Raw genomic sequence first — 15,675 nt, forward strand, 5'->3', positions numbered from 1 at the left:
TCAGCGGATCTGCAGGGTCAGCAAGAAGTAGCGGCCGAGCGGATCGTCGAGCCCCGGCATCTGGCCACCGTTGCCAACCATATAGTTCACCGGTTGCGTGTCGAGCACGTTGTGCACGTCCAGCGCGGCGACCACGCGCGGCCCCAGGCGTCGTGCGAGATGCAGGTTCCAGCGCAGCTGCCGGGGGTTCATGCAGTGGTTCTGCTCGCGCTGTTCCTCCGGGCATTCCGCACCGGGCAGCCAGGCGCGCGTGCGCCCCACCTGGTTGCCGCGCAGGGCGATGTCCCAGTTGCTGTTCTGCCACTGCACGTTCAGCACGGCGGCCATCGTCGGCGTGACATGGCCGCGCAGGTCCACCGTTGCATCATGGCCACGTTCGCGGCGCAGTTCCTGCTGCTTCAGCGCATCGAGCGAGAACAGCCACTGGCCGGTGCTGCCGGTATCGATGTGGTACTCCCCGCGCAGTACAAAGTTGCGCGAGGTGGTGCGGCCGATGTTGTCGAAGGACAGGCGCAGGTTGCTCAGGTGGCCGTCCTCGTCCAGCTCCCAGGTGCCGGGGTTCCACACCGCGTCGGCCGGTTGCAGGGCCAGGATCTCGTTGCGCAGTTCGACGATGTTGTGGGTGAGTGACAGCGAGAATGTATCGGTCGGCGTCCAGGTCGCGGCCAGGGAATGGCTGCGCGACCGCTCGGCCTTCAACGCATCGTTCTCCACCACGTCCACGGTGACGCTGCAGCGCCCGTTGCCGCTGCTCTGCGCGCAGTCGGGCAGGGCGCTGGAGGCCGGCAGCTCGATCGCACCGAAGTAGCCCGGGGGGCGCCGCTGTTCGAACAGGCTGGGCGCACGATAGCCGCGCCCGCTGGCAAGCAGGAAGGACCACCGGGGCGTGGGGCTCCAGCGCACGCCCACGCGGGGCGAAAAGGCCTGGTAGTCGCCGTCGCGGTCCCAGCGTGCGGCCAGGTCCATGCGCAGCGTGTGCGCCAGGGGCAGGCCGAGTTCGGCGTAGGCGCCGCCACTGCGGCGCGCCAGGTGGCGCTGCTCCTGCGGCAGGCCCAGCGCCAGGTCACCCTGGCTCAGCAGGGCGTCGGGATGCGAGGTCCAGCGCTCCTGGCGCAGGTCGATGCCGGTGGCCAGCTGTGCAGCACCGCCGGCCAATGGCATCAGCTCGCGCTGCATGCCCCACCAGCCCTGCCACTGCTCGGTGCGCCCGCGGTTGCGGATCGACGGGAACAACTGCTCGGCCGCGCCCGCCGGCAACGAGGTGAAGCCGGGCAGGAAATCCAGTGTCTCGGCGACCCGCAGCAGGGGCTCGGCGCGCACGGTGCCCGACGTGGACAGGCTGACATCGCTGCGTTGTGCGCTGATGCCGGCATCCCAGCTGCGCCGGCCCTGGTCGCGGCCAATGCCGAAGGTGACGTCGGCGTCGGTGGCACGTACATGCGGACGCACGTTGCCGGCTTCGCGCAGCACGCTGTTGAAGGTGAACCCGTACAGGCCGATGGCAACGGCGGTTGGACCAAGGTCGAAGCGTTGCCGGTTGTGGCTGGCCCGCGCCTCGGCGTAGGCATAGCGACCTTCGCCGCGCTCATGCCGGTAGCGCAGGTAGGTCGAGGCAGTATCCGAGGCCGGTTGCAGCGAGCGTGGTCGGGCGCTGTCGAACCAGCAGGCACCATCGCGCCGCGTCAATGGGCCTTCGCAGCGTTCTGCCGGCCAGTAGCGTCCATCGCGGAACGCGCCGATCAGGTACTGCGAGGTTTCCGCATGCCATTGGCGGCGATCACCGGCCACGTGGTCGATGCGGTGCAGGTCGATGCCGGCGAACCAGCGGTCCCCTCCGTCGCGCACGCCGCCGGTGGCCGCCTGCACGCGATACTGGCCAGCGTCGCCGCGCCCGCTCAGGCCGGTCTGCAGCATGGCTTCCGGGCCGTCAGCCTGGTCGCGCAGGATGATGTTGACCACGCCGGACATCGCGTCGGCACCATAGATGGCCGAGGCGCCGCCACGTACCAGCTCGATGCGTTCGACGAAGCTGAGCGGGATTCCCCCAAGATCGGTGAGCCCACCCTGTTCCAGCGACACCATGGGATAGCGTGGCAGGCGCCGGCCATTGACCAGGAACAGGGTCGCACGCGGGCCCATGCCGTCCAGGCTGGTGGTGGTGGCCGCACCCACCGGCAGGTACTGCGAATCGCCACTGCGCGAGGTGCTCATCGCCGGGTGGCCGTTCATGCCCGGCAAGTGCCGCAACAGGTCGAACAGGCTGCCGTAGCCGCTGCGCAGGATGTCATCGCGGTCGATGATGGTGACCGGCAGCGTGGTCTGCACGGAGGTGCGCGGCAGCCGGCTGCCGGTGACATGGATCGGCGCCAGTTCCACCTGCGGCGGCGCGTCGGCGGATTTGTGTGGCGAACGTGCTGCGGGCGTGGCGCGTGCCGCGACCGACGGTGGCGATGGCGGTGCGGGGCGGGTGCGGCGGACGACGAATCCGCCAGCAGGCGTACGCAGGATGTTCACCGGCATGCCCGCGACCAGTTCCTTCAGGGCCGCAGCCGCATCGCGGTGGCCATGGGTGCCGGCCGTGCGCAGGCCATCCAGCTCACGCGCATCGAACAGCAGGGCAATGCCGCTCTGTCGCGCCCATTGCTGCAGGGCCGGCGCCAGCGGGCCTGAACCAACATCGACCTCCAGGGTGCCCGCTTGCTCGGCCGCAGCGGCAGACGGCAGCGCGGGGATGCCCAACGCGAGGCAGAACAGGGTGCGGAGCAGCAGCCCCCCCTGCAGCGCGCCCGGTACTGCCATCACCGCAGGCCTCCTCAGTACGTGCGGCGCAGTTCCAGCGCGCCATCCGGTCGCGTCTGGCCAGCCACCGACCAGCCCAGTTCCAGTGCCGACAGCAGTTCCTGCGCGTCGCCGGCACGGAAGGTACCGCTTACCGCCAGGCTGGCGATCTCCGGATCGGCGATCACCAGCGGCGTGTGGCCGTAGCGGTTCATGCGTTCGACCACGATCGACAGCGGTGTGGCATCGAACACCAGCTGTCCCTGCAGCCAGCCTTCAGCAGGGGCATTGGACGACAGTGCCGGACCGGGCTGGATGCGGCCCGACGGCAGTACCTGCAGTTGCTGGCCGGGCGCCAGGGTGTGCTGGGTGCCCCCGCTGCTGACTTCCACCGCACCTTCCAGCAGTGCGACTTCGACCAGGCCATCATGCAGGCGTTCCACCTGGAAGGTGGTGCCGATGTCGCGGATGGTGCTGTCGCCGGCGCGCAGCTGCAGGGCCTTGCCCGACGGTGCGACCTGCAGCTGCAGGCGGCCACGTTCCAGCACCAGGTTGCGATGGCGCCAACCGAAACGGGCGTGCAGGGTGGTGCCCGCATCCAGCGTGGCCACGCTGCCATCGGCAAGCGTCTGCAGCCGGGGCTGGTGGGAATCGTTGGCGTAGCGCAGCGGCGTGGGGTTGCCGTCGACGGCAATCATCCAGCCGATCCCGATGGCCAGGCAGACGCCTGCGGCAGCGGCCACTGCCGACAGCCAGCGACGCGGCGCCGGCCGTGCCGCACGTGCCGCGGCGGTGCGCAGCCACGGGTCGGCGGCCAGTTCCTCGCCCTGCTGGAACAGGGTCTCGGCCTGGATCCAGGCAGTGACATGGGCCGGATCCTCGGCCAACCAGTCCTCGAACGTCTCGCGCTCGCCCGGCGTACAGTCCGGAGCCTCCAGCCGCGCCACCCAGGCGCTGGCGCGTTCGAACAGCTGCGTATCTTCCCTGGGCCTGGCGTGACTCATCCGTTGTCCCTGTCGTTGTGCAGCGGATCCGTTCCGAGTTCCTGGCGCAGGCCCTGCAGGGCGCGGGCGATGTGTTTTTCCACGGTCTTGGCAGTAATTCCACAGTGCCGCGCGATCTGCGTATAGCTCATGCCGGTGATCCGGTTGAGCAGGTACACCTCGCGCGCGCGCTCGGGCAGCTTGAACAGGGCCTGCCGCAGCAGGGACAGCATCTGCCCGGACTCGGCCTGGCGCAATGGATCGGGCGACGTGCTGGAAGGCTCGTTGCCGCCATCATGTTCGGCGAGGGAAAGATGCGGCCGCGACTGCGACGAACGGCCGCGGTCTGCCAGGCGGTTGCGGGCGATACGATACAGCAGCAGCCGCAGCTCGTCGGCACTGTGCGCGCGATAGCGGATCAACCGCTCCATGCAGTCCTGCGCGATGTCCTCCGCATCCTCCGGCCCGACACCGCGCGTGCGCAGGAACGCACACAACGGCGCGCGTTCCTCCCGCACGAACGCAATGAACGCGTCCGCCGGCGCGGACAGGTCCGGCGCGCGATGGATCAGAGGAGAGGGGGCGGACAGGGCTGGCCTCGGACGTCGGTGGCGGGTACGTCTTCGAGTTTTACGCGACGATGACCGGATGGGGAAGAGTGTGCGTGGCCCACGAATCCATTGTGAATGCGTTCATGTTTCGAGGGCCGCTGCACTGGGGGAGGGCGCACCGTCCGGACGTTGAACTTTCGACCCGTGCGTTGCGGGTGGAGAGAGAGAACACATGAAGCATTCGAAGTTGAGCCTGGCCCTGACAGCGTTGCTGGGCATCACCGCCATGGCGGCGGTTGATGACGTCATGGCAATGAATTATCACGTGCAGGACGATCGCGTCTTCCTCAGCGGCGGCGTAACCGTTGCCGATGTGGTGGCGCTGCCCGCGCTGCTGACCAAGGCGCAGGCCGAAGGACGCCCGATCCGCGAAGTCGTGCTGCGCACGTCCAACGGTGGCGCGCTGATCGCCGGCGAGTGGCTGCAGGCGGTGATCCGCACCCAGGGCCTGGACACGATTGTGTCCGGCCACTGCATTTCGTCCTGCTCGATCATGCAGTCCGGCGGCGTCAACCGTTATCTCGGCGGCGACCTGCCGCTGGTCGATTCGGTGCAGATCCATGCCGCCAGCAGTGGTGGCAGGATCACCTACGCACCGTCGCCGCGCATGACCCAGATCTACACCGGCAACTATGGCGGCGGCATGGATGCCGGCCTGCTGCACAAGGCCATGTATGAGGTGGTGCGGCCCAATGGCCTGCTGGTGTTCCGCGACCCGGCGCGCACCACGGGTACCTCGGTCACCTTCGATCCGGATGGCAGCGGCAGCAAGCTGGAGTCGTTCCCGGGCCAGGACATCCGCGGCAACAACATCATCAACACGGCAGGCTATCGCGATCCGGGCGACACCCTGCATGTGACCAGCAACGTCAGCGGCGACATCAATCCGGGCTACCTGCGCACCGCGCGCCAGTTGCAGGCCTTCGTCGACGACGATTTCGCGCGCTGGAACACCGACTGGGCCAGCACCTACATCAACTACGCGGTGAGCCTGTACAACGTCTCCACGCGGGGACCGAACGGCATCGGCACGCAGTCGCTGCAGCAGCTGCTTGCCGACCCCGACCTCCAGGACGAACTGCGCGGGCAGCTGCGGCTGGCCGATCTGGATACCTCGACCCTGGCCAACTCCGCCGGCGTGATCCGTGTCAGCAATGGCGCCACCTGGCGCACCGCCGAAACCACCGGCGCCGATTTCATGCTGGTCGACAACGGCACCATCGCGCTGGAGGGCGGCGCGCTGCGTACCCCCGAGCTGCGGGTGATGCCGGGCAGCGTGGTGGTTGGCCATGGCGATATCGCATCGGTCGGCACCGACAGTGATGCGTTGCTGGATGGCACCGGCCCGTCCTGGCGCGAAGACGGCTTCAACCGACTGCGCGTGTTCGGCACGCTGATGCCGCGTGGCGGTGATCTGGTGACCCACGGCTACGTCAACATCATGCCCGGCGGGCAGGTGCTGTTCGATGTTACCGAGGCCGGTGGCACCGGCAGTGGCCGCCTGCGTGTCGGCAGCTTCTACGATGGCGGTGCCGAAGAGGGGGCGCTGGTGATCGCGCAGGGCGCACACCTGGCGTTGAACGTCGCCCAGGGCTTCTATGCCGGCACCTACCGCCGCGATCTGGTGGAAGGGCCCATCTACCAGGGCGGTTTCCAGGATGCCGTGCGACTGGGCGACACCGGCTACAGCGCCAGCATCACCGCGGGCGAAGTATTCCGCCCGCGCCACAATTCGCTGCTCAGCTTCAACGTCAACCAGACGGCCGACGGGCTGTGGCTGACCGCCAACCCGGGCTTCGATCAGCTGGGGCTGTTTGCCAACGGCACCTCCGGCGATGGACTGGGGCGCGCGCTGGCAGCCGCATCGGATCGCCAGGACAGCGGCCTGAAGTCGCTGCTCGGCGCACTGCAGTTCACCGACCGCGATGTGATCGCACAGCAGGCCGGCGCCCTGCGCGGTGATGCACACGCCAGCCTGCGCCTGGCCGACAATGCACTGCTGGGCAGCATCGGCAACGTGGTGCAGCAGCACCAGGCGGCGATGCGCAGTGGCGGCGATGCCGATGGCCTGGCCTCGCAGGCGGCGCAGTCGGTGTCGGCGCAGCCGGGCATGCGCCATGGCAGCCTGTTCAACCAGCTGGCCATGCATCTGGTCGAGCCGGCCGGCGAGGCGGCGGGCGACAGCCGCGCGGCGGGTGGCAGCCGTGGCCTGTGGGCGCGCGGTTTTGCAAGCCATGGCCGCATCGACGCCGACGGTGGTGTGGCCGGCCTGAGCCATAACATCGGCGGCATCGTGGTCGGTGCCGACACGCGCGTGGCCGATGACCGCGTCACCCTCGGGGTCAGCGTGGCCGCCGCGGACATGTCGACCAAGGCCAGCGATGGCTCCGGTTTCAGTGGCGACGTGCGCGCGCTGGATGTGGGCGGCTACCTGGATGCGATCTATTCGCGTGGCTACCTGTCGGCGGCCGTGCGCTACACCGACCTGCGCCACGATACCCGCCGCAGCCTTTCGGCCATCGATGGCCTGCAACAGCCACTGCGCGCCCGATACAGCAACGACGCGATCTCGGCGCGGGTGGAGCATGCGTTCTCCTTCACCACCGGCAAGGGACTGGTGATCCAGCCGCTGTTGCCGGTGGTGGATTACGCGCGGACCTCGGCCACCCGCTTCAACGAAGGGCAGGGCGCTGGTGCGCTGGTGGGGCGCGGCGGCAGCCTGGAGAGCATCCGCGTGGGTGCCGGCGTGCAGCTGTTCAAGACCTTCGAAGGCAACAACGGCGAGCGCATCACCCCGCGTGCCCGCGTCGTCTGGCAGAAGGAGCTGGGCGATTCACAGGCGCGCTACAGCACCGGTTTTGCTGCGGCCCCGGACCTGGTGTTTGGTGCCAGCAGCCAGGCCGTGGGCGAACAGGTGCTGGCCTGGAACGTGGGCGTGACCAGCCGCGCCAGCGAGCGCCTGTCGATCATGGCCGACTACGTGGGTGAGCGCCGCGACGGGCAGATCCAGAACGGCGTGATGCTGGGCCTGGGCTACCGGTTCTAAGGGGTACGCGGCCCCGGCGATATCCGTATCGCCGGGGCCATCCCATCAGGGCAGGTGCTGCGGTATGGTCGGCAGGGAAATCCCGCCAGGCCCCGTCATGCAGATCGCCGTTTTCAGTGCCCGCCCCTACGATCGTCGCTTCCTCGACGAGGCCAACCAGCGCGATGCGGCCGGGCAGGGCTTTGCGTTCGTGTACTTCGATGCCGCGCTGGACGTGCATACCGCTGCGTTGGCACAGGACTGCGCCGCCGTCTGCGTGTTTGTCAATGACCGCCTCGACGCGCCGGTACTGCACGCGCTGCATGCGCTGGGCGTACGCGCCGTACTGCTGCGCTGTGCCGGCTTCAACAATGTGGACCTGGCCGCCGCGAAAGCGCTGGACCTGTTCGTCGCACGGGTGCCGGCCTATTCCCCCGAAGCCGTGGCCGAGCACGCGCTGGCGCTGGTGATGACGCTCAACCGGCAGACCCATCGCGCCTACAACCGCGTGCGCGAGGGCAACTTCATGCTCGATGGCCTGCTCGGGCGCACCCTGCATGGGCGCACGGTCGGCATCGTCGGCACCGGCAAGATCGGCCTGGCCACCGCGCGCATCTTCAAGGGCATGGGCTGCACCGTGCTGGGGCATGATCCGTATCCGTCGCCGGCCTTCGCCGGCGTGGGCGACAGGGTTGGACTGGATGAACTGCTGGCGCGCGCCGATATCGTCTCGCTGCATTGCCCGCTGACGCCCGATACCCAGCACCTGATCAACGACGCCTCGCTGGCGCGGATGAAGACCGGCGCGATGCTGGTCAACACCTCGCGCGGCGCGCTGGTGGATACCCATGCGGTGATCCGCGCGCTGAAATCGCGGCGGCTGGGTCATCTGGCCATCGACGTCTACGAGCAGGAAAGCGCGCTGTTCTTCCAGGACCTTTCCGGCGAGATCATCGACGACGAGGCCTTCCAGCGCCTGATGACCTTCCCCAACGTGCTGGTGACCGGCCACCAGGGCTTCTTTACCGTTGAGGCGCTGCAGGAGATCTCGGCGATCACGTTGGGGAACCTGCGGGATTTTGCGGAGGGGCGGGTGTGTGCGAACCGGGTGAGGGCTTAGCAGACACGATGCGGAAATGGGCCTCGCCCATTCCTCGCCTGGGGTATTTACTTTGGATGAATATCATATGAAGCTGTCGTGAAGGGGCTTGTGCCCCTGAAGGTACAGGGGGGCGCAAGGGACGGCGCAGCTACTTTCCGGCCGGAACATGACGCCAGCACACGTCGGTGGATTACCGAACGTCTGGTGATTGCCGACGCATTTGGACAAAGGGATGTTCCATGCGTATCTGGCAGTGGCAGGCGTTGTTGGGCGCGGCATTGGTCGTGTCATCCGGGTGGACCTGGGCGAGTAGCCCGGTCACCCCGCATACCGAGTACTACAAAAAGATCAAGAACGGCGAGGGGCTGGCACCGCTGACCTCGAGCCTGTTCGGGGATAGCATCAGCCCCAGCTCGGGGTCGACCGAATTTGTCGTTACCGACATCGACTTGCCAGGCAACAACGCGCTGCCGGTGCGATTGCAGCGTCGTCTCGCTGTGCAGTCCTTCAAGGACCGGCAGCCGTTGGGGGGATTCGGCAGCTGGGACATCGAAGTCCCCTACATGCACGCCACCTTCGACTCCATCTGGAAGTGGAACGAGTCGGGTAATGGCGCCACCCAGCGTTGCTCGCAGACCTTCTACCCCAAGACGCGTACCGGCGTGGGCACCTTCGAGATATGGACCGGCGTGCAGGTGCGTGTCCCCGACCAGGGCGAGCAGGAGATGCTGCTGATCGCCAACGCCTCCAACCCTAAACCCACCAACGGTGAAACCTATCGCTGGGGTACTCGGGGCAACATGCGCCTCAGTTGCCTGGGCTCGACGGCCAATGGCTATCCCGGTGAGGGATTCCTGGGCGTGGATGCATCGGGGAATCGCTACTTCTTCAATGTGGGTATTGAACGAACAGCCGGTTTCATGGATCTCGGCCAGGGCGTAGGTTCAAAACTGGTGCGTGTTCTGCTGATGGCCAGTCGGGTCGAAGATCGCCACGGCAACTGGGTAGCCTATGACTATTCGGGCGACAAGCTGGTTGGCATTCGCGGCAGTGATGGTCGCGCCATCTCCATTGCCTATGCCGGGGACCGTATTGCAAGTGCAACAGCCAATGGCCGTACCTGGAGCTATGAGTACAACGAGGGCTCCGGTGCAATGGGATTCGCACGCTGGCCTGCGCTGCGTGCCGTGCAGCAGCCGGATGGTGCTCGCTTCGGCTATGAGTACAGCTGGCAGGACGGCGGATTCGGGGGCCTGAACCCGGAGTATCAGAGCTGGGATGGTGAACCGAAGCTCTGCATCAAGCCCACGTTCGAGCAGTCTGGATTCACCCTGATCGCGACCCATCCATCAGGAACGCGTGGACAGTTTGAGTTCAAGTACCTGCGCCGCACCCGGCTGGGTGTAAAAAGTACCGCTTGCGCAGACATGGGCGGTGGGCGCTACGCGCAACGCGCCTCCAATGCGTTCGACCTCTTCGCGATCACCAGCAAGACGCTGACGGGGCCCGGGTTGGGCAGTTTGACCTGGACGTACGAGTCGGGCGGATATGACTCGGGCCTGGCCAACTCCGCAGTGTCGACGATTGTGGAGCCAGATGGTACGCGCCGTCACAGTGTGTTCGGACGAAAACTCGACGAGAACGAGGGGCAGTTGCTGCAGGAGGCGGTGCGTGCGCCGGACGGTCAGATCGTCCAGGTCATCACCAATACCTATATGAGTTCGGACGAGGTCCAGGCCGGACCGTTCCCGGACAGCTACGGTTCGATGACCGCGGCCGATGATCCCTTCGCCGTCAAGATTCGTCCCCTGAAGCAATCTGTGCTCAGCCAGGATGGCGTCAACTTCGTCAATACGACCGATCAGTTCGATGCGCATGTGCGGCCGGTGGTGCAGACCGAGAGTAACTCGTTGGGGCGCGCGCGAACGCTGAGAACCACCTACTTCGACGACACGGGTCGTTGGATACTCAGCCAAGTCGCGCGCAGCACACAGAGCGTTGGCGGCGTTGAGATTGAGACCGAACGCACCGAGTTCGACTCGATGGCGCGCCCGCAACGTGCCTACGCCTTCGGCGCGTTGCAGCAGACGCTGGGCTATCACGCCGATGGCACGCTCGCCTCCGTGGCCGATGGCAAGGGCAATGCCATTGCGCTTGGCAGCTGGAAGCGTGGCCTGCCGCAGAGTGTCGCGTACCCGGACGGCAGCAGTGCCTCGCTGCAGGTCGATGACAATGGCTGGGTGCGCGCAGCGGTGGAGCCCAATGGTGCCAGCCGAAGCTTCGACTACGACGGGATGGGCCGAATCGTACTGGCGACCCAGGCCGCCAATGACAGCGTGGCCTGGAATCCTTCTACAACGCGATTCTTCCAGGTGGCGGGAGCGGAGATCGGGCTGGAAGCGGGACATTGGAAGCGCGAGTCCAGTACCGGCAACGCACGCGCGGTGACGTACTACGATGGGTTGTGGCGCCCAGTATTGGAAGAGTCGTTCGACGCTGCGGACCGTGGCGGTACATTGCGCCAGACGGTGACCCGTTATGACAGCAATGGGCGCCTGGTTTTTACCTCCTATCCGACGCGCGCGGCGTCCGACTTCCGCTCGGCGCTGCCCGGCACCCATACCGGCTATGACGCGCTCGGGCGCCCCAATCGCAGCGAGCAGGACAGCGAACTGGGCCGGCTTGTCACGACCACCGAGCAGATCGGCGGAGGCAGCGTAAGGGTGACCAATCCGCGCGGCATTGCCACCACCACCGACTACTTGATGTACGGCAAGCCCAGCCAGGACACGCCCATCCGGATTCTCCACGCGGAAGGGGTAGTGACGGAGATTCAGCGCGACACGCTGGGCAAACCGCTGTCGATCCTGAGGCGCAACTACGATGGCAGCGTCAGTGTACGGCGCCAGTACGTCTATGACGGCGCCCAGCGGCTGTGCAAGAGCATGGAGCCTGAGACCGGTGCGACCGGCATGGGCTATGACGCTGCAGGCAATCTGCTCTGGTCTGCCTCGGGCCTGACGTTGCTGGGCCCTCAGTGCGACAGCGACGCTGCCTATGCGTCGCCTTCGCGGGCTGACCGCAGCTACGACAGCATGAATCGCTTGCTGACCCTGCGTTTCTCTGATGGCCAGGGTGATCAGGACTGGAGTTATTGGCCGGGCGGGAAAGTCAAGCGTGTGCAGACGCGCAACAACGGCGCCGTCACCACTAACGACTACACCTACAATCTGCGTGGACTGCCCACGTCCGAGAGCGTGGCCTACGACGGTGGCGAGGCCTGGGCGCTGGGCTATGGCTACGATGCAAACGGCGCCTTGGCAACCCATGTGCAGCCGTCCGGCCTGACGATCGACTACGGCCCGAATGCGCTGGGGCAGCCGACGCGAGCCGGAGCCTTCGCCACCAACGTGCGCTATTACGCGAACGGCGGCATGAGCGGCTTCACCTATGGCAACGGCGTCGTGCATCAGATGACGCAGAACGCGCGCGGCCTGCCCGATCGCAGCACCGACAGTGGTGCAGGTGGCAAGGTCATCGATGACGGCTACGACTACGATGCCAATGGCAATGTGGCGGCCATCAGTGACGGCCTGCCGGCAGCCCCTGGAAACCGCGACATGCGTTACGACGGCCTGGATCGTCTGACCACGGTGACGGCGGCCAGCTTCGGAAACGCAAGCTATGCGTACAACGTTCTGGACAATATCGTCACCGCCAGCGTTGGTGCACGGCGGCAGTCCTTTGAGTACGACTTCAACAATCGGTTGACGAACGTGCGGGATGTCGGCAGTGGTGCGACCGTCACCGGGCTTGGCTATGACAGCCAGGGTAACCTGAAGATCCGCAATGGCGTGGCGTTCCGGTTCGACTACGGCAATCGCCTGCGCGAGGTCGATGGCAAGGAGGCCTATCAGTACGACGCGCATGGACGCCGCACCCTGGCCAGTGCGCCCAATGGCAACATTCGTTCCCTCTATGGGCAGGATGGCGTGCTGCGCTATCAGCACGATCAGCGCCAGGCGAAGGGCTTTGACTATATCCAGCTCAACGGCAGCCTTGTTGCCAAGCGTGCCGTGAATATCGCGCCTGCAGCACTGGTCGTAACGGTTCCGGGTTACAGCGCGGACGGTGCGTTTGCGGTGCAGTGGACAGCCGTTGCCGGTGCGCAGCGTTACGAGGTGCAGGAGTCGGGTGGCGGTGACTGGCAGGCTGTCTATCAAGGGCCTGCGCTGAACGTTTCGCTGGCCGGGCGAAGCTCCGGCGTCTATCGCTATCGTGGCCGTGCCTGCAATGGCACTGTCTGCGGTGCTTGGGGTGTGGAAGCCTCCATCCAGGTGGAGCTTGCTCCCACCGCTGCGCCGGTGATCACTGCACCGGCGCAAGGTATCAACGGAACCTATTTCCTGAGCTGGTCAGCGGTACAGGGTGCCGCCCGCTTTGTGCTTGAAGAGGCCGTGGGTGGCGGATGGAGCGTGGTCTTTGATGGTGCTGGCCGCACCTATCAAGTGACCAGCAAACCGGCAGGCACCTATCGCTATCGGGTCAAAGCATGCAATCCACAGGGCTGCGGCGTCTACTCGGCCGAAGCGGCGATTACCGCGCTGTATGCCCCATCCGTACCCGCACTGTCGGTACCTGCTGCGAGCTACAACGGCAGCTACGCCGTCTCTGTTTCGAGCGTGGCACAGGCCAGCAGCTATCGCATTGAAGAACAATTCAACGGAGCAGCATGGACTGAGATCAACCGGATCAGTGGGAATCAACTGGCCATCAGCGGACGAATCGCCGGCAGTTACGCCTATCGTGCCTTTGCATGCAATGACGCCGGGTGCAGTGCGTCAAGCGCCGTAGGCAGTATCGTCGTGACATTGCCACCGGTCCAAGCCACGGCGATCAATCTCGGTGGCGTGAGCTACAGTTCAACCGTGAGCATGTGGTGGGGCGCAATCCCCGCAGCGACGAGCTATCAGCTGATGGAGCAGCTCAATGGGGGTGGCTTCGGACTCGCCCAGGAAGACGGTGCGACCGCCGTGGCCCGAGGCGGCCGCTGGCCGGGACAGTGGGACTACCAGGTGCGTGGCTGCAATGTCGCCGGTTGCGGACCGTGGTCCGCGGTAGCGGGCGTGCGCGTGATTGGTCCTCCGGCGACCCCGGTTCTGCGCGTGCCGGATGGGGTGGGAATCGGCGCGGCTTACTCGATCTCCCTGCTGGAAGTGGCGGACGCGACGCGCTATGAAATCGACGAAAGTACTGACGGCGCCAACTGGTCGCTGATTGCGGGGGATCGAGCCGTTTCCCTCAGCAAGGGCGGCGGAGGCAACTTCTACTACCGTGGTCGTGCTTGCAATCCCGCAGGCTGCAGCCCCAGTTCTGCTGCTGGCCTGGTTGCGATTTCCAGTGCGCCGGCCGTACCTACGGGTGTGAGGATCGTAAAGAGCGGCCCCAACATCTGCTCGGTCATCTGGAATGCGTCGCCGGGTGCCACCTACTACAACATGCGTTCAAGCAGCGGCGGCGCGACCTATAGGGCAGAAGGCATCGGCTACGACCTCGATACGCGCTGCCAGGGTGGTTACAAGGTGCGTGCCTGCAACGCGCAGGCGTGCTCGGCCTGGTCGAACTGAGGTGGGCGCGATGAACGCAGGAATGAAGATGCTGGTGAGTCGAACCGTAGGTGGGGCCGCGCTGATTCTGGGTGGACTGTTCAATCAGGCTGCTGCGGAGACGATTACCTATATCCATACCGATGCGTTAGGGTCACCGGTCGCTGAGACTGACGCGGCTGGCAGCGTTATCCGGCGTACCACCTATGAGCCCTATGGCGCCGTGGTTGGTGGGTCCGTTGCTGATGGGCCTGGCTATGCAGGGCACGTGAGTGATGCTTCGACGGGCTTGAGTTACATGCAGCAGCGGTATATGGATCCAATCCTTGGTGTGTTCCTTAGTGTGGATCCGGTGTCGCCCCAAAGCGATTCGGTGGGAGCATTCGGACGCTACAGGTATGCCAATTCGAACCCATATCGCTACTTTGATCCCGATGGCCGGCGAGCATGTGGCAAAGACACTGACTGCCAGTTGGAGCAGGGGGCATACGGTGGTTCTTCTGCAGGTCGAGGAACGATGGGCACGGGGGCAGTGGGAAGCAGGCAGTCAACTTCGGCGTCACCAAGTTACGGTCGCTCTCCGCAATCGACTGATCCTGCTTGGACGAGAGATCCTGGGCTGAAGCGGCAGATGGAGCGAGCTTGGCAGGACTCCAACCCCGATGCGCCAACTGTATTGTGGGGGCAACCTGGATCGCTGAAGCGGGAACAAGGAGGGTGGATCGTGGCTCCGAACCTGGTTGGCGCCCCTCAATTGATTCGTGCTCAACCTGGTACTCGTGCTCAAATGGGGCAGGATGTGCTTTTCAAGCCTTCAGAGTTTCAGTGTGGTTGCCGAGTTATAGGATTCTTCCATACTCACCCGAATACTCGGGACGAGGGTTATCGCCCTGCAGCTAACGGGTATGACTATCAGTTCCTTGAAGAAATGGGAGTGCCTGGGATGATTAGAAGTCATGAGGGTTATGAGTTCGTACCTATCATGGAGGGACGCAGATGAAACGCTCAGTCATCTTGAAAGTGGGGCTGCTGTTTTCATTGCTGATGGCAGGCGGCTGTGCAGCGAAGGAGCCCCGAGGTGAGAAGGGGTTGGAAGGGCTAGAAAGATGCGTGACGACAATCGAGACTTACGTCCAAGAGACGAGGGGATGGAAACGGGAGATGTATCGCATTGCGGAGGAGTCTTCCGGCACCGCAGATATTGGCTTCTCAGTCCAGCACGTCCATGACAGGGTTCTGCTGCCAGAAGGTGGACTGAAGTCATTTCATGTTGATCTCGACCAGCGATGTTCCAAGGTCATCCGTGAAAGCCACTATCAGTAGCTGGTAGCGGCTTGTTGGCCCATGAAGAGGGTAGATGCGCAGCCATTGACCGCATGTTGCTTGTAGTCCTACAATGTCCAGCTAGGCCGGAATAGCTCAGTTGGTAGAGCGGCGCATTCGTAATGCGTAGGTCGCAGGTTCGACTCCTGTTTCCGGCACCAGTTGTAGTGAAAAGCCCCGGCCTTTGGTCGGGGCTTTTTGTTTGCGCCCGCCGGTTATCATAGGATGGTGACCTCACTGAAGGCTG

At 65.1% G+C, this 15,675-nt stretch carries 8 protein-coding genes and 1 tRNA gene; 6 read left to right on the forward strand and 3 right to left on the reverse strand.

What is annotated here, in order from left to right; all coding sequences use genetic code 11:
* Genes QP609_RS05810 through QP609_RS05820 form a run of 3 tightly spaced genes read right to left on the reverse strand, consistent with a single transcriptional unit; the run spans position 1 to position 4,279 of the window.
* Positions 1-2,799, reverse strand: a complete 2,799-nt coding sequence (locus QP609_RS05810) for a TonB-dependent receptor (RefSeq protein WP_014646383.1) — start codon at positions 2,797-2,799, stop codon at positions 1-3.
* A 14-nt stretch (positions 2,800-2,813) separates the two neighbouring features.
* A complete protein-coding gene (locus QP609_RS05815) occupies positions 2,814-3,782 on the reverse strand; it encodes a DUF4880 domain-containing protein (protein WP_197621420.1) in 969 nt (322 codons plus the stop codon).
* Entirely contained in the window at positions 3,779-4,279 is a 501-nt protein-coding gene (locus tag QP609_RS05820; protein ID WP_229653741.1) for a sigma-70 family RNA polymerase sigma factor, read from the reverse strand. The genes QP609_RS05815 and QP609_RS05820 overlap by 4 nt, the downstream gene beginning before the upstream one ends.
* A 265-nt stretch (positions 4,280-4,544) precedes the next feature.
* On the opposite strand from QP609_RS05820, the gene QP609_RS05825 reads away from it, so the two are divergent.
* The 6 genes from QP609_RS05825 to QP609_RS05850 all read left to right on the forward strand — a co-directional run bounded on the left by QP609_RS05825 (position 4,545) and on the right by QP609_RS05850 (position 15,589).
* Positions 4,545-7,418 (forward strand): autotransporter domain-containing protein, encoded by a 2,874-nt coding sequence (locus tag QP609_RS05825; RefSeq protein ID WP_197621421.1) that lies wholly within the window; start codon positions 4,545-4,547, stop codon positions 7,416-7,418.
* Positions 7,419-7,515: 97 nt separating this feature from the next.
* The gene (locus tag QP609_RS05830) at positions 7,516-8,517 is read left to right on the forward strand and encodes a 2-hydroxyacid dehydrogenase (protein WP_046429538.1); all 1,002 of its coding nucleotides are present in this window, start codon (positions 7,516-7,518) and stop codon (positions 8,515-8,517) included.
* Positions 8,518-8,738: 221 nt separating this feature from the next.
* Positions 8,739-14,126 carry a hypothetical protein gene (locus QP609_RS05835; protein WP_289213877.1) on the forward strand — a complete coding sequence of 1,796 codons (5,388 nt, stop codon included), beginning with the start codon at positions 8,739-8,741 and terminating at the stop codon, positions 14,124-14,126.
* 28 nt (positions 14,127-14,154) lie between these two features.
* Positions 14,155-15,105 (forward strand): RHS repeat-associated core domain-containing protein, encoded by a 951-nt coding sequence (locus QP609_RS05840; protein ID WP_289214010.1) that lies wholly within the window; start codon positions 14,155-14,157, stop codon positions 15,103-15,105.
* Positions 15,102-15,428 carry a hypothetical protein gene (locus tag QP609_RS05845; RefSeq protein ID WP_041863164.1) on the forward strand — a complete coding sequence of 109 codons (327 nt, stop codon included), beginning with the start codon at positions 15,102-15,104 and terminating at the stop codon, positions 15,426-15,428. Before QP609_RS05840 ends, QP609_RS05845 begins: the two co-directional genes overlap by 4 nt.
* 85 nt (positions 15,429-15,513) lie before the next feature.
* Positions 15,514-15,589, forward strand: a tRNA-Thr gene (locus QP609_RS05850).
* Positions 15,590-15,675 lie beyond the last annotated feature (86 nt).

The sequence above is a fragment of the Stenotrophomonas sp. 8(2023) genome (assembly GCF_030345295.1).
GTDB lineage: Bacteria > Pseudomonadota > Gammaproteobacteria > Xanthomonadales > Xanthomonadaceae > Stenotrophomonas > Stenotrophomonas muris.